The following is a 16,145-nucleotide window of genomic DNA, read 5'->3' as shown; positions in this document are numbered from 1 at the left end:
GATGGTTAATAGGTCCAATGCCCTAAAAAACACGTCATCACAGAATAGATTTTTTGCACCGGCAACTTATAGGTCTAAGTTCGTCGTGAAGTAGCACCGGCACAGCACCCTTTGCCATATAGCCGGCAAAAGGCTTGAAGCAAATCCATGCTGATGGGAAGTATCTTTTTTCCTACTGGGTCCAATTGAAAAACGTTATTGCTTTTCAAGCGCCATCATAACGGATTTAGCGTGCCGGCAACGGACCATTTGCGCCGGGCAGTTGCGACAAGTGGCCGCAACGCGCGGATTTGCAGATTTATCGGGCGCAAGCTGGCGTCCTGTCGCTGGCAATCATTTATAATGCTCTCCCGCCTTTTGCCGCATTCAGCCATCATGATAGACACGCTATACATCGAATCCGCTATCGAGCAGCACCCGCGCGTAGCGACGATTCGGCGGCGTTTTCCGCAAGCGCGGACGGTGGTTTGTGAGCGATACGGTGAGGTGTTTAATCCAAAGGCGCAAAACTTTCGCTTACAAAAGCAACATCCGGCGCTGATTCTGGCGGAAAAATACCAAAAGTTCGTGTTGCCCGCGCCGGCCGGCTACGGTATCGGCGGGCAGCGTAATTATTACTTTTCGCACATGCTCAATTGCTTGTACGACTGCCGTTACTGCTTTTTACAGGGCATGTACCAGTCGGCCAATTATGTGCTGTTCGTGAATTACGAGGACTTTCAGGAGCAGATTCGCCAAATCTGCCGGGAAACGCCCGATCAGGATGTGTATTTTTTCTCGGGTTACGATTGCGACAGCTTGGCTTTTGAACCGGTCACCGACTTTGCCGAACAGTTTTTGCCGGTGTTTGCCGAATTACCCAATGCCTGGCTGGAACTGCGTACCAAGAGCACACAGATCAGAAGCCTGTTGAATCGAGAGGTGGTGCCGCGCTGCGTGGTGGCGTTTAGCCTGTCGCCGGATGCGGTAGCCGATAAAGTGGAAGCCAAGGCGCCAAACGTAGCCAAACGCATCGAAGCCGCTGCCAAGTTGCAGCAACAGGGCTGGCAAATCGGTTTGCGTTTCGACCCGTTGATTTATCAGCACGATTATCGGCAGCAATACCGGGCCTTGTTCGAACAGGTATTCGCGGTGATCGACGCGCAAGCCTTGCATTCGGTCAGCTTGGGGGTGTTTCGTTTGCCGGAACAATATTTCAAAAAAATTCATAAACTTTACCCGGATGAAAAACTGTTCGCCAGCCCGCTGCAAACTGCGTCCGGCATGGTGTCTTACCGCGCCGATTTGGAACAGGCGATGATGGCCGATTGCGCGCAAATGTTGCTGGAATACATCCCGCACAGCGTCTATTTTCCATGCACACTGTAAAGCGCACGGTATTGGTGACCGGCGCCAGTTCCGGCATCGGTCGGGCGATTGCCCGGCAATTGCTGGCGCAAGGTCATCAAGTGATTGGCACATCGCGCGACTGCCGGAAGTTTTCCAAACATCACCCTCATTTTATCGGCCGCGAGCTGGATCTAGCGCAATTGGCCGACCTGCCGCCGTTTGCCAAGCAGCTGCAAAGCGATTTCCCGGCATTGGATGCGGTGGTATTTGCCGCCGGCTACGGCCAATTCGGCGGTCTGGAGCAGTTTTCCTACGCGCAAATTGAGACGCTGATGACCGTCAACTTTACCGCCCAAGCCTATCTAACGCGGGCGTTGTTACCGAAACTGAAGCAAAAAGCCCATGCCAACTTGGTGTATATCGGCTCGGAAGCCGCATTAAAAGGCAGTCGCAACGGCAGCCTCTATTGCGCCAGCAAATTTGCCTTACGCGGCTTTAGCCAGGCTTTGCGTGACGAATGCGGTAAAAGTTCGGTGCGGGTGTCCTTGATCAATCCGGGCATGGTCGATACCGCGTTTTTTGCTACCTTGTCGTTCGCGCCCGGCAAACAGTCCGGCCAAGCCTTGCTGGCGGAGGACATTGCCGATGCGGTTTCTTATATTCTGCAAGCCGGCCCGCATTGCGTCATCGACGAAATCAATTTAAACCCCTCCAGCAAAGTGATCGAATTTAAGAAATAACCCCACATGCTAGCCAAACTCATCGTTTATTGCGCTTATTACCTCAAATCCGCCGACGGGTATCGCAGAGCCAAGCTGTTTTTTTACGATTTGTTAGAAAACAGCCATAGCCGCAAAAAGAAATATTTCGACGCGACAATGATCGGCTTGCTGATTTTGAGCGTGATTTTTCTGATTTACGATATAGAGCACGAAGACAGCAAGATGGGCGGTTATTTCGAACTGGCGATTTTGATGGTATTCATCGTCGAATATCTGGTCAGGGGCTGGATTTATTCGGACACCTATAAAGTCATCATTGAGGAATACGAGAAAGCGCTGTATTTGAATCTGGATTTCAATCTGCTCGGGGTGTTTCGCAAAGCCTTCGTCAGGGATATTGAGTACATCACCTCGCCGTTTGCGATTATCGATATTCTGGCCATTTTGCCCAGCTACCGGCCGTTGGCGATCCTGCGTATCTTCATCATATTCCGGCTGTTCAAGCTATTTCGTTACTCCAATAGCGCCAAATTGTTCGCCGACGCTTTGGCCAGCAAACGCTTCGAATTGATGACTTTGTTGATATTCACCTGCTTTTTGGTGTTTATCGCCAGCGTGTCGATTTACATGTTCGAGTATCAGGCCACCGATAGCGGCATCCATAATTTATTCGACGCCTTTTATTGGACCATTGTTACCTTGGCGACGGTCGGCTTTGGCGACATCACCCCGCAGACCACCGGCGGCCGCTGGGTGACGATTTTTTTGATACTGGCCAGCTTGGGCGTGTTGTCGTTCTTCACCTCCATCCTGATTGCCGCCTTCAGCGAGAAAATGCTGTCGGTGCGTGAATCCAGAACCTACGCCGAACTGGACCGCTATGACAATTTCATCATCATTTGCGGTTTTGGCCGGGTGGGGCAAGAGATTGCCCGGCATTTACACAACGACAGACAAAAATTTTTAATCATCGATAGAGTGCCGGCGCGGATTGATTTGGCCAAGAAACGCGGTTATCTGGCGATAGAAAGCGATGCCAGTAACAATGAAGTGTTGATCAACGCCGGTATTTGCCGCGGTGCCAGCGCCATTCTGTGCATTACCGGCGACGATGTGATTAACGTCTATGTGACCTTAACCAGCCGGCATTTAAATAAAAACCTGCGCATAATTTCCCGTGCCAATCGGCATGACAACGTCAATAAGCTCTACCAGGCCGGCGCTGATAACGTCATCAGGCCGTTTGAGATTGCCGGATTGCTGGCGGCGGAATTTGTCGGTCAGCCCGTTGCTTTCGAGGCCATCTCCGGCATTTTGCATAATCAAACCGAGACGGTGATGGAGTCGGTATTGGTCAGCGAAAAGTCGCCGCTGGATAATCAAAAAATCGGCCAACTGGATTTGCAGCAGCGTAAGCTCACCTTGTTGGGGGTGATCAGCGACAATCCGATTCATCTGAAACATAAGAATAAATACCAGGTGAATCAGCAACATTTTTATTTCAATCCGGAAGTGGACTTTATCCTGAGGCACGGCGACATGCTGGTGTTATTGGGCCGTAAGTACGGCATCGATCATTTTCGCGATCAGGTGGAACAACGCCGTTTATTCAGCAGGCAGCCCAAATGAAAAATATCGCCGTATTCGGTTACAACCGGCTGTCGTTCGAGGCGATTAGCCGGCTGGACAAAGAGCTCTATCAAATCACCGTGATCGATCACGACCCCACCAAAGCGGCGCTGGCGCGGGAAAACGGCTTCGAAACCGCCAATATCGATTTCCGTAGCGACGACGATTTGAAGCTGATCGGCATTGGTGCGCATATCGATACGCTGTTTTGCTTTTTCGACACGGACTCGGAAAATGTATTTCTGACGCTATCAGCGCGGGCACTGGATAAGGCGTTGAATATCGTGGCGATTGTCGATAGTCCGGAGTCGGCGGAAAAACTCATAGCGGCGGGCGCCAACAAGATTATCGACCCGTATGAAATCTGCGGGCGGAAAATTCACGATATGCTGAAGCGGCCGGACATCAATGATATTTTTGATCACACCGTCTTCGGCAGACACGATTTACATCTGGCCGAGGTGGCGATTCCGGAAAACAGCTATCTGGAGAATGCCCACGTCAGCCAGCTGCATTTAAGTTCGCAGTACAATTTGATACTGATCGGCATCGTCAATAAACAAGTCAGCGAACGCCTGCATTTTGTGGCGGAAGAATTTGATCGCCGTTTGAGTGTTGGCGATATATTGGTGATTTTGGGGCCCTCGCGGGAGATTAGAGCATTTAAAAAAGACGTCGAAAATGAGTTTTGTAAAATCTAGTGCTTAATTCCGTAAGTTAGCGATAGTATTTCGTAATTGCGCACCGCGGACCTCGCGTTTCCGCCATCGAAAAGGTGTAGCCGTTGGATTGTAAGCGGCAATAAAGTCTTCAATCGCTTGCCGCAGGGCTGCGATGTTTTGGAAACTGGCGCCGCGTAAAGCTTTGCGCGACAGGATGCCAAACCAGATTTCCACCTGATTCAGCCAACTGGCTGAGGTGGGCGTAAAGTGGAAATGGACATTCGGATGCTGAGCCAGCCAGGCGTCGCATTTTTTGTGGGTACAGTAATTGTCCAGAATCACATGCAACTCTTGGCCAGCCGGCGTCTCGGCAACAATCGTGTCCATGAACCCGAGAAAATCTTCACGCCGCTTCGTTTCGGTTATCTGGGCGATGATGTTACCGGTTGCGACCTGCAGAGCTGCAAACAAATTCAGTGTCCCATGACGCTTATAGGTGCTCTGGAATCCGCGCGCGATCTTGCCACTGTCGGTTTCAACGTACCCGGTCATTCGTTCCAGCGCTTGGATACTGGGTTTTTCGTCGACACTGATGACTAAGGCATTCTCGGGCGGACTCAAATACAAGCCAACAATGTCCGCCGCCTTTACCGCAAATTCTTTGTCGGTACTGACGCACCAGGATCGCTGTCGTTGCAGACAAATCCCTTCCTTACGGAGCACGCGCCAAACCGCGTAAACCGAACTATCCAGGGCCCTAGCTACAGCGGGACCATCCCAGACGGCTTGTCCCTTTGGCGGTGGCAGTTCAAGGATTGCCAAGACACGCTGTCGAAAATGCTCATCATACGTCTTCGGTGCGCCCGGCCGAGGTTCGTCTGACAGCCCCAAAAGCCCCTGAGCCATAAAGCGGTTTCGCCACTTGATGACTGTATTGGCTCGCGTTCGGCATTGCGCGGCAACCGCTTGGACTTGCGCGCCATCCAGACAGCCCAGAATCATTCGGGCTCGCTCGACCATTCGAGCTTCTTCCGTTCGGCTCGCTGCGCGCCGCTCTAACTCTGCCCGTACTTCCGCGGAACACTCAATTTTTGGGGCTACTCGTGACATCCCTACAAGATTACATTATTAGCGCTTAATAACGCAACTAAGCACTAGCCGGCACTTGAACTGCGCCCTGCCGATTTTATTTTTTTTCCGCCAATCCCAGCCAGCGCGCCAAAGCCGCTAGCGAAAAGCCCTGAATCAGCACCGACATCACCACAATAAAACTGATCAGGACAAAAATCTCTCCGGCCTCTTTTATACCGGCCGCCAACGGGAACGTTGCCAGTACGATAGGTACGGAACCGCGCAGACCCACCCAGGAAACCAGCAGCTTTTCCTTAAAACTGATCTTGGCCCACAGTAAACTCATGAAGACGCTGACCGGGCGCGCTACAAACATCAGGAACAAGCTAATCGCCACGGCCACACTGGCCAAGGACGACAATTCGGCGCGATAGGGTACCGACAGCATGCCCAAGGTTAAAAACATGATGATCTGCATTAGCCAGGCGAAGCTGTCATGGAAGGCATTGATGTAGTGGTGGTGGGTAACCTCTCGGTTCCCGGCCACAATACCGGCCACGTAAACGGCCAGAAAACCATTGCCATGCATGAACGTAGCGCCGCTATACGTCAGCAGCACCAATGCTATGGAGGCGATGGCATACAAGCCGGCCGAGCTTAAGCCCATGTGATTCAGCAACCAGACCATGAAACGCCCGCCGCCATAACCCACGGCCACACCGATTAACAGTTGCATAACCAAAAACATGCCGCCTTCCAGAAAAGCCGATTCGGCCCCGGTCGCATAATTCAGCAAGGTAACAGTCAGTAGCACGGCCATCGGATCGTTGCTGCTGGATTCCAACTCAAGCAAAGGTTGCAACTTGCCCTTCAAAACAATGTGACTGGAGCGCAGCACGGAAAACACCGCGGCAGCATCCGTGGAAGAGACAATAGCGGCCAGCAACAGACCTTGAGTCAGCGTAATGCCATGAACGCCCAGCGAAAAGGTGCTGAATGAGCCGAGGATAAACCAAGCAAAGCTGCCTAACAGCAGCATCGTGATAAACACGCCCAGTGTGGAAAGGCATAACCCCTGCCATAACACCGGGCGAATATTGGGCCAATGCGAGTCCAGGCCGCCGGTAAATAAAATAAAAATCAATGCAAAATCGCCGATAAATTTTGCAATTTCCGGGCTATGCAGTTCCGGTCCGCCGAACTCGCCGATCAGCCAGCCGGTCAAGAGAAAAAACAGCAGCGAAGGAATGCCCACTTTGCTGGCCAGTTTGCTGGAAAACACGCTGATTAATAGCAGGCTGGCGCTAACTAGACTGACCAATTCAATGGAGGGCATGGGCGATTCTCTGTGATCAGGAATTTACGGTAGTTAAGATGTATGGGCAAATGAGCGGTCTTGCAAGCTTGAGCCGGCATGTTCGGTCCAAGCAAATCGTGTCTTACTTCCCACGTCGATTTGTGCCGTGCCGATAAACAGCGGCGATTGCCTCACTTGCCGTGACGCGGTAAAGTCTGAGGCCGGAGTGTAATTGCATGGCCCCGCTGAAAACGGAATTTTTTGGTACGGGACGCACATCCGCCGCCAAAGTGGCTTTCGATTGCCCGGACAATATAGCCGGAATATAAGCATTTCGGCTATTTATACGATCTCAACACCATGGCTATGAACCGATTCAAAAACATCCTGTATGTCGCCGAATTTGCCGTCGACCAGCGGAAGGCTATCGAGCGGGTGATCGCGTTGGCGGCAAACAATCAAGCCAGATTGACGTTTTTACAGGTCGTCGAACAACCGCGTCTGGGCGCTTTGCTTGAGCTTTATACGCCGGAGCAAATCGACAATCAGCTGCGCGAGCAGGAGCGCCAGAAGCTGGAAGCTTTACTGCTTGGCTACAGCAGCGTCAATCCCGTTGATGTGCAAATCCGGGTTGGCAGCCCGTTTATCGAAATCGTGCGCCAGACTCTGGATGGCGACCATGATTTGGTCATTAAATTGGCCGCCGACGACCATGGTATCCATGACCATTTGTTCGGCAGTACGGACATGCATTTGTTACGCAAATGTCCGCGCCCGGTCTGGTTGATGCGGCCGGAAGAAAAAACCAATTATGCCAAAATTATGGCCGCCGTCGATTTCGATCCCTGGTCCGCGGACGGGGCGGACGACGGTTTGAACCGCAGAATTTTGGAGCTCGCTAGTTCTGTCGCGCTCGCCGATTTCGCCGAACTGCATCTGGTACACGTTTGGGACTCGATGCTGAGCGCGTGGGCAGGCGATATTCCACATAAAACCGTCGAAATGCAGATTGAAGCCGAAAGAGCCCGCTACCAGGCCGGGCTCGATGGCTTGGCCGCTAAATTACGGCATTGGATAGGCGATGAGGCTTACAATTACTTATCGCCGAGGCTGCACTTGGTCAGAGGGAGTGCGCGGGACGATATTCCGGCTTTGGCGGCAAGATTGGACGTTAACTTACTGGTGATGGGAACGGTGGCGCGTACCGGCATCAAAGGTTTGATCATCGGCAACACTGCCGAAGTCATCCTTAACGGTATCCACTGTTCAGTGCTCGCAGTCAAGCCGGACGGTTTTGTTTCTCCTTTGGCATGAACAGGGTTTGAGCCAGCTTTTGCCCTAAACCGAAGTTTTGCAGTTTCCGTATTAATCCAAGACATAGAAAATGAATTTTTTAAAATTTAATCCGCGTATTTGTTTTTTCCTGGGCTTTGCCGCTTGCGCTGGGCTGTTGGCGGTCGGTGCTTATTTGCAATTTGTCGAAGAGTTGGAACCTTGCCCGCTGTGTATTTCGCAGCGCTTGGCCATTTTGGCGACAGGCGTGATTTTTTTAATCGCTGGTTTGCATAATCGCGGTCGCAAAGTTTATGCGCTGTGCAGTGCCGCTGCCGCGCTGATCGGCGCCAGCGTCTCGGCCCGGCATGTCTGGTTGCAACATCTGCCGCCCGAAGAGGTGCCGGAATGCAGTCCGGGGCTGGAATACGTGTTTCAACATTTCCCGCTGGCGGATACGATCAAATTGATGCTGACCGGCACCGGCGAATGCGCGAAAGTCGATTGGACCTTGCTGGGCCTGAGTATTCCGGCCTGGACCTTATTCGCGTTTTTGTTGTTGGCGGGTTGGGCATGCCTGCAATTTTTTAACGATGCCGATGCCGTCTAGCTACGGGATTCGCAAATAGGTACAGCCATGTCAAAAGTCGCCGGTGTTAGCTCCCTGATTTTTTCGCGGCACCCAATTGTTGCAACTGCAGCAGTTACCGCGTCGAATCGATACAGCTTCGCAACAGGTTATGCACAAAAACGGAGCATAGCTTGCGTAGCATCGCAATAGTGCCTGCGATATTTAACACAGATTAATTTTTTACGTAAGTTATTGATTTATAATCGGCAAATTAGCTGGCTTAAATTTGCACAATTTAACAAATGTGTAATAAAAACCGACACTAAGCGATTCTCTCAAAAGCCAATCCACAGAGTTATCCACAGCTTTTGTGGGTAACTCAGATTCCTCAATCCTGTTAACCACTTAGCGATCTAATATCAAAAAAACATCACGAGACATGCCTAACTGTGATACTTCCGGCAATTTAATTTTGAAAGTTGCCGTGCCAGTTCCGCTGGACCGCTTATTCGATTATTTGCCGCCACTTGGCGTTAATGTGTCGGAATTGCAAGCAGGTGTCAGAGTGTTGGTGCCTTTCGGTAAGCGCCAGCAAGTAGGGATTTTGCTGGCTGTCGCGGAGAATTCCAGCGTCCGGATGGATAAACTCAAACCGGCCATCGCCATTTTGGATACCCAGCCGCTATTGGCGGACACCGACATTCAGTTATTACGCTGGGCCAGCCGCTATTATCACCACCCGATTGGTGAAGTGCTGGCCGCGGCGTTTCCGGTGGCCTTGCGCCAAGGCCGGCCGGCTTTACTGCAACACCAACCCTGTTTCGGCCTCAGCCCGCAGGGTCGGCTGGTTTCCCCGGAACAATTACGCCGCGCACCCAAGCAACAAGCACTATTGGCTTTGTTGCAGTCCACCGGGAGTGCGATGACAGCTGCCGCGCTTAGCGCCTACAAGCCGGCGTTGAAAGCCTTGCTCGACAAGGGCTTGGTCACGGCGCAAGAATTCGCTCCGGGCGGCGGATTAGCCGTCACTAAGACCGCGTTACCGGCCAACCCCGAACAGCAGGCTGCTATCGATGCGGTCATCGCCAATCTGGGCCGCTTTGCCGTATCCTTGTTGGAGGGCGTGACCGGTAGCGGCAAAACTGAAGTGTATATGCAGATCATCGCCGAGGTGTTGGCGCAGGGCAAACAGGTGCTGGTTTTACTGCCGGAGATCAGCCTGACGCCGCAATTGGAGCAACGTTTTCTAAAGCGTTTTGCCGTGAACCTGGTGTCCACCCATTCCAAATTAACCGATAACCAGCGTTTGCAGGCCTGGCTGAGTATGCAGCAAGGCCATGCCGCCATCATGCTCGGCACCCGGTCCGCGTTGTTTACGCCGATGCCGCGCCCCGGCCTGATCATTCTCGACGAAGAGCACGATAGTTCGTTCAAACAACAGGAAGGCTTTCGCTTTTCCGCGCGGGACGTCGCCATTGCCAGGGCCAAGGGTTTGGGTATCCCGGTGTTATTGGGATCGGCGACGCCGTCGCTGGAGAGCATGGCGAACGTTGCCCAGCACCGCTACCAATTACTGCATTTGCCCAATCGGGCCGGCAATGCCACGGCACCGAGCTTTCAGTTATTGGACATACGCAATAAAAGAATGCAAGCCGGCCTGTCCGAACCGCTGCTGGCGGAAATCCAAGCCACGCTGGCCAAAAAACAACAAGCGCTGATTTTTCTCAACCGCCGCGGCTACGCGCCGGTGCAGATTTGCCATGGCTGCGGCTGGGTGTCGCGTTGCCGGCGCTGCGATGCCAATTTGGTGATTCACGCCGCCGACCGCTTGCTGCGCTGCCATCACTGCGGCAGCGAACAAGCCTTGCTCAAGCAGTGTCCGGCCTGTAAAACCGGCGAATTACAGGCGCTGGGCTTGGGTACCGAACGTATTGAACAAACCTTGGAAACCTTATTTCCAGACAAGACAATCGTGCGCCTGGACCGAGATACCACGCAGCGCAAGGGTTCTTTGGAACACTACCTGGAGCAAATTCACGATGGTGGTGTCGATATTATTCTCGGGACGCAAATGCTCGCCAAGGGCCACCATTTTCCGGGGGTGACGCTGGTCGCCATTCTGGATATAGACAGCGGCCTGTTCAGTATCGATTACCACGGCAGCGAGCGCCTGGCGCAATTGATCGTGCAGGTTGCCGGCCGCGCCGGCCGCGCCGACCAACCCGGCAAGGTGGTATTGCAAACCCGCCATCCGCAACATCCTTTGCTGGAGACCTTGCTAAGCAAAGGCTATCGGGCTTTCGCACAAAGTGCGCTCCAGGAGCGGCGGCAGGCCGGCTTGCCGCCGTTCGGTCATCAGGCCTTGCTGAGGGTGCAAGCTGGCAAGGCCGAGGAACCGCAACAGTTTTTGCAAGCGGTTTGCCGGAAAATCAGCGAGCTAAATCCCGGTAAGGTTCAGGTGCTGGGGCCGGTGACGGCACCGATGGCCAGACGCGCAGGTTTGTTCCGTTACCAGTTGCTGTTGCAGAGTCCGCAGCGCAAAGAATTACACCACTTGCTGGACAATTTGTTGCCTGCCATTTATGCGTTGAAGGAAGCCAAAAAGGTGCGTTGGTCGCTGGATGTCGATCCGGTGGATTTGTACTAGCCTGACCCGCCAAAATCCGGCGATTTAGTCCGGTTTATGTAATAATTCCCGCCCTTTACGACGGACCGTAGCAAAACCCATAGACATCTGAATCAGTAACTTAAGCGCGGTTGGATGGCACGCTTACAAACTAGATGTCTATGCCTATAACTAAAATAAAGAAGGTATTTTTCAATGTGTTGGAGTGGAGAAGCGTCAGGCGTTCTGGCTGCCGCAGGTTTAACGACCGCCGTTTACGTGGCTTACAAAGGTGAATCCAAGGAATTATGGATTCCGTTAACGTATTTTGCCCTGATGGAACTGCTACAAGCGGCAACCTACGTGTACATCAACTTGTGCGATAACCCCAATAATCAGGTGCTCACCCTGCTCGGTTATCTGCATATCGCTTTCCAACCGTTTTTTGTAAACATGGTGGCGATGTACTTCATTCCGGAAAGCGTCAAATTAAAGATTAGAACCACGGTTTACACCTTATGTGCCATCAGTTCGTTGGCGATGCTAATCAAGATGTATCCGTTCGCCTGGGCCGGCGACTGCGTGCCCGGTACTGAAGGCTTTTGCGGAGTACAGACCTGCTCAGTCTCCGGCGAGTGGCACATTGCCTGGCAAATGCCGTTAAACGGTTTGATGTCGCAACCCGTGACTTGGTTGTTTGGGTTTAATTGGGGCTTGCACGCATTTTCGTACATTCTGGCGGCGTTTTACCTGCCTATTATTTACGGATCCTGGCGCTTTGTAGGGTTTCACTACTTGATCGGACCCTGGATTTCCGACGTGACCACCAACGATCCGAACGAGTATTGCGCGGTATGGTGTTTGTTCTCGATTGCGTTGTGCGTATCGGTAATCAAAACCCCGATCAGAAAACATTTACATGTGAAGAAATGGCCGTTCTATCAACGTGAAGTAGGCGACAGCTTGTAATATGAGCATCAGTAAGCAGGACATTCTCGACGCATTTCAATTTCGTCACGCCTGTAAGGAATTCGACGCCGAGCGCAAGATTGCCGGCGCGGATTTCGATTTTATTTTGGAAGTTGCCAGACTCTCGCCCAGTTCTTTCGGGCTGGAGCCTTGGCAGTTTCTAGTCGTGCAAAACCCGGACCTGCGGGAAAAACTGCGGGCGGTTACCTGGGGTGGGCAAAAGCAGTTGCCTACCGCCAGCCATGTGGTTTTGACGCTGGTGCGGAAAAGCCATTTCATGCGCTACGACAGCGCCTATCTGCAACACATCATGCGCCAGGTGCAGCAGTTTCCGGAAGACATCATCGAATTGCGCAGCGGCTTGATTGAGAAGTTTCAGCGCAGCGATTTTGACTTGCTGGGTTCCGAACGTACGCTGACCGACTGGGCCACCCGGCAAACCTATCTGCCGTTGGCGAATATGATGACGGCGGCGGCGCTGATAGGTATCGATTCCTGTCCGATAGAAGGTTTTGAGCGTGTGGAAGTAGAACGGATTTTAGCGGAAGACGCCGACGTAAATTTAGAACACTGGTCCGCGGCATATATGGTGGCGTTTGGCTACCGGAAAAATCCTCCGGCGCGGCCGAAGACCCGGCAATCGCGCGATGCGGTGGTACGCTGGCTGGATTAATTCAGACGGCAGCCGCTGTAATCGCTGTCGTTCAGCGACAAGGAATAACGCGCCACAGGACGGCGCACCCCGATAAAGCGCTCGCGCCAATACGGCTGCCTTAAGTCGGACACCATCACCTGCCCGGTCCGGCTACTTGGCGCGTGCACGAACTGCTCACCGCCAATATAAATCCCCACATGCGAAAACGGCCGCTCGGTGGTGAAAAACAACAAATCGCCCGGTTGTTTTTGCTCTGGCTGTACGGCCGGCAATTGTCTGGCTAAAGATTGGGTGTCGCGCGGCAGGCGCATCCCCTGACGGTTATACACGTAATACACCAAACCGCTGCAGTCAAAGCCCTGGCTGGGAGACTCCCCTCCGTAAACATAAGGCGCACCTTGTAATTGCAGCGCATCATTCGCTGCGATCCGGTTGCCGCCTTCGGGCGCCGGCAACACGGTCAGCGGTGCTTTTTCCTTACTGGCGCAGCCGGTCAGCGGACTCAGCATGGCAACCGCCACTATCTGAACCAGCAGTAATAAAGCACGGCGGTAAGATAGGCAAATGGACATCGGATTTATCGGCAATAAAATCATCAATTTGCATATTATAGACAGGCTATTCAACGCGCGCTCGCCGTTTATCAACAACATTAAACGCTTGCCAGTGAACAGACTCCCGTTTTGCCAACCAGTGGCGCGCCAGCAGCAGCAAACCGAGCAGGCTGCAAAAAACCATATAGTGCGAATAGCGAAAATCGGGCGATGGGGCAGCCAACATCAAACCCAGCTCATGCAGGATGGCGCTGGAAGTTAGACAAATGACTTCGATATTGGCTGTTCCTTGGCGAAACACAGCGGCAAAAAATAGACAAATTGTCAGCACAAAATAGGGCCAGGGTTGAAAAAACCAGTATTCGACATACTTCGACATGCCAGCCTCTAGCCACTCCTGTAATTTGTTCGCTTTTGGATGAGATCCATAAAAGTGTTCTAAGTCGCCGGGAAAATCTTTAGCCATCATCACCGGGCTCCAACTGTTATCCGGTACCAAACCTAAAACATATCTCGACACGGCCAAGCGGTGACGCGCCCATAAAACCGGCTCTGCGAGTATGGTGTTTATCCACTGCGTATGCAGCGTTTGCCGTTGCTGGTCGGAGAGGCTTTCAAAGCCATGGATCTGCGATTCCATCGAATTTGTTGGCAGTTGCAAGGTTGGCGGCTTGGTGCGGAAAACCTCTCGCCAATACATAGGCGTATAGGCTTTTAGCAAAGGCTCGACAGAACCCGTTGAATTTAGGCTGCCAGCCAATTGATCGAAAATGGCTTGTTGCCTGCCTTTATCCTCAAGCCGTTTGATGACGCCGGCAATATCAAATGAGGCGTTGGCCACCCAGGGATAGGTATGTCTGTCGGCAAGCCGGTTGTTTATCGCTCCTGTCGCTAAAAATAACACCAGTGTAAGCGCCGCGCCGGGAATTGCTGCGCGTGCCAAGCCCAGTAGGCTGTTTTTGGGATATAAGCGATATAAAGCAAAGCTGAGTATGGGGATTGTGGCGAACAATGCATTGTGCCTGATCAGGATGGCTAACCATAAAACCAAAACTGTCAGTGCGAACAACAGAAACGCAATCCGCGGGATTTGTTCGTTATGATTTTTTATATGTCCGGCCATGCCAAAAGCGGTGAATAGCGCGCCCCACATCAGCACGTCTTTCAAAATTGCGCCGCTGATACCGAACAACGGCGGCAAAAATAATATCGCGCCAAGTAATGCCGCTAAGGTCTTGCCGCCATAGGGCTTAAAAAAGGCTTGAAAGCTCAGGTAAGCGCCGACCCATACCAAGCCGAGTTGTAGAAACAGCATGCCTGCCGGACCCGGCACGATGCTATCGGTGAAACGCCAGATAATAGCCATTAACGGCGGATGCCAGTCGGAATAGACGCCTTCGCGAGCCTCAAGGATTTGATTGACCGCGTCATAGCACATGAAGCCCGGATACATGATGCCGAGATGGATAAGGAATCCGCAGATAAAAATCCATTCGGCCTGCCGCATTTCCGTCACCGCGCTAATTTTTCGAGCCAATGACATTAAGTTTGACAATATTTGAAACCGCAATGTTGAAACCGAAGTATTTCCGGTGGGTTCAAAGCTTGTTGAGCCGAACAATCCCCCACCCCGATTAAGACTGTCGTGAAAGCCACTATCTTGAAGAAAGGAACTGCCCCGATGATAGCCTCGTATTATGGCAAATCCGCTTCAGCCCAGGTCGAACAAATCCATCTGCCTATACTGACCCAAGCGCTTATCGCCATTTTCCAACCCGGATAAGGTCACGCCCAGTAATCGAACTTTGGCGGTGCCGATGCCGGTATTTTTCAGTAATTCCGTTAATAGCAGTCTAGTGTTCGGGCTATCGCTGATCGGTTCTGCCAAGGTGCGTCCTCGGGTAATTTGCACAAAGTTTTGATATTTGATTTTCACAGTTAGCGTATAAGCTGTCAGCTGTTTTTCCGCCAATCTGATTAGGGCTTTTTCCAGCAAATCCTGCAAATAGCGCAGAATGGTGGCCAAATCAGCTATATCGTGATCGAACGTGGTTTCGATACCCACCGATTTGCGGGCTCGATTGGCATTGACCTGGCGCGGATCAATACCCCGGGCGATATTGTAATAATGTTGGCCGGCTTTGCCGAAATGCCGTTGCAATTCCGCCAATGGCAGTTGCTTTAGATCCTTGCCGGTGACGATGCCCAAGTCGTACATTTTCTGTTCGGTGGCGCGGCCGATGCCATGAAACTTGCCGATAGCCAGATTTTCCACAAACTCCGGACCTTGTTCGGGCGTAATCAGATACAAGCCGTCCGGTTTGCCCAGATCCGAGGCGATTTTTGCGAGAAATTTATTGTAGGAAATGCCGGCGGATGCCACTAACTCGGTTTGTCGGCGTATCTCCTGCTTGATGTGCTTGGCCAGCAAGGTCGCGGAGCCTTGGTATAGTTCGCTATCACTAACATCCAGATAGGCTTCGTCCAGCGACAAGGGTTCGAAACGCTCACAGTAACGAGCAAAAATACCCCTGATAATTTCGGAGGCTTCCCGGTAAACATCAAAACGCGGCTTGACGAATACGGCTTGCGGGCAGAGCCGGTAAGCGTGCGCGGAAGGCATGGCGGATCGCACACCGAACTGGCGGGCCTCGTAACTACAGGTGGCGACTACGCCGCGCGAATCGGGCTTGCCGCCGACAATGATGGGTTTATTTCGATAGTGGGGATGGTCGCGTTGTTCAACCGCCGCATAAAATGCATCCATGTCGATGTGGATGATTTTGCGCGGCGATGCTTCCATTGAGGT

Annotated in this window: 14 protein-coding genes; 9 read left to right on the top strand and 5 right to left on the bottom strand. The window is 52.3% G+C overall.

What is annotated here, in order from left to right; translation table 11 throughout:
• The first annotated feature begins 375 nt into the window (after positions 1 to 375).
• The 4 genes from JWZ98_RS00320 to JWZ98_RS00305 are packed head-to-tail and all read left to right on the top strand — an operon-like array spanning position 376 to position 4,381.
• The gene (locus JWZ98_RS00320; RefSeq protein ID WP_205454360.1) at positions 376 to 1,368 is read left to right on the top strand and encodes a spore photoproduct lyase family protein; all 993 of its coding nucleotides are present in this window, start codon (positions 376 to 378) and stop codon (positions 1,366 to 1,368) included.
• The gene (locus JWZ98_RS00315; protein ID WP_205452495.1) at positions 1,356 to 2,069 is read left to right on the top strand and encodes an SDR family oxidoreductase; all 714 of its coding nucleotides are present in this window, start codon (positions 1,356 to 1,358) and stop codon (positions 2,067 to 2,069) included. The genes JWZ98_RS00320 and JWZ98_RS00315 overlap by 13 nt, the downstream gene beginning before the upstream one ends.
• Positions 2,070 to 2,075: 6 nt before the next feature.
• Positions 2,076 to 3,680 (top strand): NAD-binding protein, encoded by a 1,605-nt coding sequence (locus JWZ98_RS00310; RefSeq protein WP_205452494.1) that lies wholly within the window; start codon positions 2,076 to 2,078, stop codon positions 3,678 to 3,680.
• Positions 3,677 to 4,381, top strand: a complete 705-nt coding sequence (locus JWZ98_RS00305; protein ID WP_205452493.1) for an NAD-binding protein — start codon at positions 3,677 to 3,679, stop codon at positions 4,379 to 4,381. The genes JWZ98_RS00310 and JWZ98_RS00305 overlap by 4 nt, the downstream gene beginning before the upstream one ends.
• A gap of 3 nt (positions 4,382 to 4,384) precedes the next feature.
• Here JWZ98_RS00305 and JWZ98_RS00300 read toward each other — a convergent pair whose 3' ends face one another.
• Both JWZ98_RS00300 and JWZ98_RS00295 read right to left on the bottom strand, forming a co-directional pair.
• Complete coding sequence (locus JWZ98_RS00300; RefSeq protein WP_205450279.1) at positions 4,385 to 5,452, bottom strand: IS630 family transposase; 1,068 nt, start codon at positions 5,450 to 5,452, stop codon at positions 4,385 to 4,387.
• A 76-nt stretch (positions 5,453 to 5,528) separates the two neighbouring features.
• On the bottom strand, positions 5,529 to 6,749 hold the full coding sequence (locus JWZ98_RS00295; protein WP_205452489.1) for a potassium/proton antiporter: 1,221 nt from the start codon (positions 6,747 to 6,749) through the stop codon (positions 5,529 to 5,531).
• A gap of 321 nt (positions 6,750 to 7,070) precedes the next feature.
• On the opposite strand from JWZ98_RS00295, the gene JWZ98_RS00290 reads away from it, so the two are divergent.
• The 5 genes from JWZ98_RS00290 (at position 7,071) to JWZ98_RS00270 (ending at position 12,800) form a co-directional block, all read left to right on the top strand.
• A complete protein-coding gene (locus JWZ98_RS00290) occupies positions 7,071 to 8,024 on the top strand; it encodes a universal stress protein (RefSeq protein ID WP_205452487.1) in 954 nt (317 codons plus the stop codon).
• Positions 8,025 to 8,094: 70 nt separating this feature from the next.
• Positions 8,095 to 8,592 (top strand): disulfide bond formation protein B, encoded by a 498-nt coding sequence (locus JWZ98_RS00285; RefSeq protein WP_101052790.1) that lies wholly within the window; start codon positions 8,095 to 8,097, stop codon positions 8,590 to 8,592.
• A gap of 400 nt (positions 8,593 to 8,992) precedes the next feature.
• Positions 8,993 to 11,200, top strand: a complete 2,208-nt coding sequence (locus JWZ98_RS00280; protein WP_205452485.1) for a primosomal protein N' — start codon at positions 8,993 to 8,995, stop codon at positions 11,198 to 11,200.
• A gap of 174 nt (positions 11,201 to 11,374) precedes the next feature.
• Positions 11,375 to 12,127 (top strand): DUF5765 domain-containing protein, encoded by a 753-nt coding sequence (locus JWZ98_RS00275; RefSeq protein WP_171697153.1) that lies wholly within the window; start codon positions 11,375 to 11,377, stop codon positions 12,125 to 12,127.
• Between the two features lies 1 nt (position 12,128).
• Positions 12,129 to 12,800 carry an NAD(P)H-dependent oxidoreductase gene (locus tag JWZ98_RS00270; RefSeq protein ID WP_205452484.1) on the top strand — a complete coding sequence of 224 codons (672 nt, stop codon included), beginning with the start codon at positions 12,129 to 12,131 and terminating at the stop codon, positions 12,798 to 12,800.
• Here the strand turns inward: JWZ98_RS00270 and JWZ98_RS00265 are convergent.
• The 3 genes from JWZ98_RS00265 to dinB form a co-directional block, all read right to left on the bottom strand.
• The gene (locus JWZ98_RS00265) at positions 12,797 to 13,354 is read right to left on the bottom strand and encodes a C40 family peptidase (protein ID WP_240348154.1); all 558 of its coding nucleotides are present in this window, start codon (positions 13,352 to 13,354) and stop codon (positions 12,797 to 12,799) included. The two genes, JWZ98_RS00270 and JWZ98_RS00265, sit on opposite strands and share 4 nt — an antisense overlap.
• Positions 13,355 to 13,400: 46 nt before the next feature.
• Positions 13,401 to 14,879 carry a hypothetical protein gene (locus tag JWZ98_RS00260; protein WP_205452482.1) on the bottom strand — a complete coding sequence of 493 codons (1,479 nt, stop codon included), beginning with the start codon at positions 14,877 to 14,879 and terminating at the stop codon, positions 13,401 to 13,403.
• A gap of 168 nt (positions 14,880 to 15,047) precedes the next feature.
• A complete protein-coding gene (dinB, locus tag JWZ98_RS00255) occupies positions 15,048 to 16,139 on the bottom strand; it encodes a DNA polymerase IV (protein ID WP_205452479.1) in 1,092 nt (363 codons plus the stop codon).
• Between the last annotated feature and the right edge of the window lie 6 nt (positions 16,140 to 16,145).

Source organism: Methylomonas sp. EFPC1 (genome assembly GCF_016925515.1).
GTDB classification, from domain to species: Bacteria; Pseudomonadota; Gammaproteobacteria; order Methylococcales; family Methylomonadaceae; genus Methylomonas; species Methylomonas defluvii.
This window is presented reverse-complemented; position numbering and strand designations above follow the sequence as displayed.

Excerpts from the sequence above, each read along its gene's own strand:
- JWZ98_RS00275 (WP_171697153.1), top strand. The coding sequence starts at position 11,375 with ATGTGTTGGAGTGGAGAAGCGTCAGGCGTTCTGGCTGCCGCAGGTTTA.
- JWZ98_RS00280 (WP_205452485.1), top strand. The coding sequence starts at position 8,993 with ATGCCTAACTGTGATACTTCCGGCAATTTAATTTTGAAAGTTGCCGTG.
- JWZ98_RS00265 (WP_240348154.1), bottom strand. The coding sequence starts at position 13,354 with ATGTCCATTTGCCTATCTTACCGCCGTGCTTTATTACTGCTGGTTCAG.
- JWZ98_RS00315 (WP_205452495.1), top strand. The coding sequence starts at position 1,356 with ATGCACACTGTAAAGCGCACGGTATTGGTGACCGGCGCCAGTTCCGGC.
- JWZ98_RS00295 (WP_205452489.1), bottom strand. The coding sequence starts at position 6,749 with ATGCCCTCCATTGAATTGGTCAGTCTAGTTAGCGCCAGCCTGCTATTA.
- JWZ98_RS00310 (WP_205452494.1), top strand. The coding sequence starts at position 2,076 with ATGCTAGCCAAACTCATCGTTTATTGCGCTTATTACCTCAAATCCGCC.
- JWZ98_RS00260 (WP_205452482.1), bottom strand. The coding sequence starts at position 14,879 with ATGTCATTGGCTCGAAAAATTAGCGCGGTGACGGAAATGCGGCAGGCC.
- JWZ98_RS00300 (WP_205450279.1), bottom strand. The coding sequence starts at position 5,452 with ATGTCACGAGTAGCCCCAAAAATTGAGTGTTCCGCGGAAGTACGGGCA.
- JWZ98_RS00285 (WP_101052790.1), top strand. The coding sequence starts at position 8,095 with ATGAATTTTTTAAAATTTAATCCGCGTATTTGTTTTTTCCTGGGCTTT.
- dinB (WP_205452479.1), bottom strand. The coding sequence starts at position 16,139 with ATGGAAGCATCGCCGCGCAAAATCATCCACATCGACATGGATGCATTT.
- JWZ98_RS00320 (WP_205454360.1), top strand. The coding sequence starts at position 376 with ATGATAGACACGCTATACATCGAATCCGCTATCGAGCAGCACCCGCGC.
- JWZ98_RS00305 (WP_205452493.1), top strand. The coding sequence starts at position 3,677 with ATGAAAAATATCGCCGTATTCGGTTACAACCGGCTGTCGTTCGAGGCG.
- JWZ98_RS00290 (WP_205452487.1), top strand. The coding sequence starts at position 7,071 with ATGGCTATGAACCGATTCAAAAACATCCTGTATGTCGCCGAATTTGCC.
- JWZ98_RS00270 (WP_205452484.1), top strand. The coding sequence starts at position 12,129 with ATGAGCATCAGTAAGCAGGACATTCTCGACGCATTTCAATTTCGTCAC.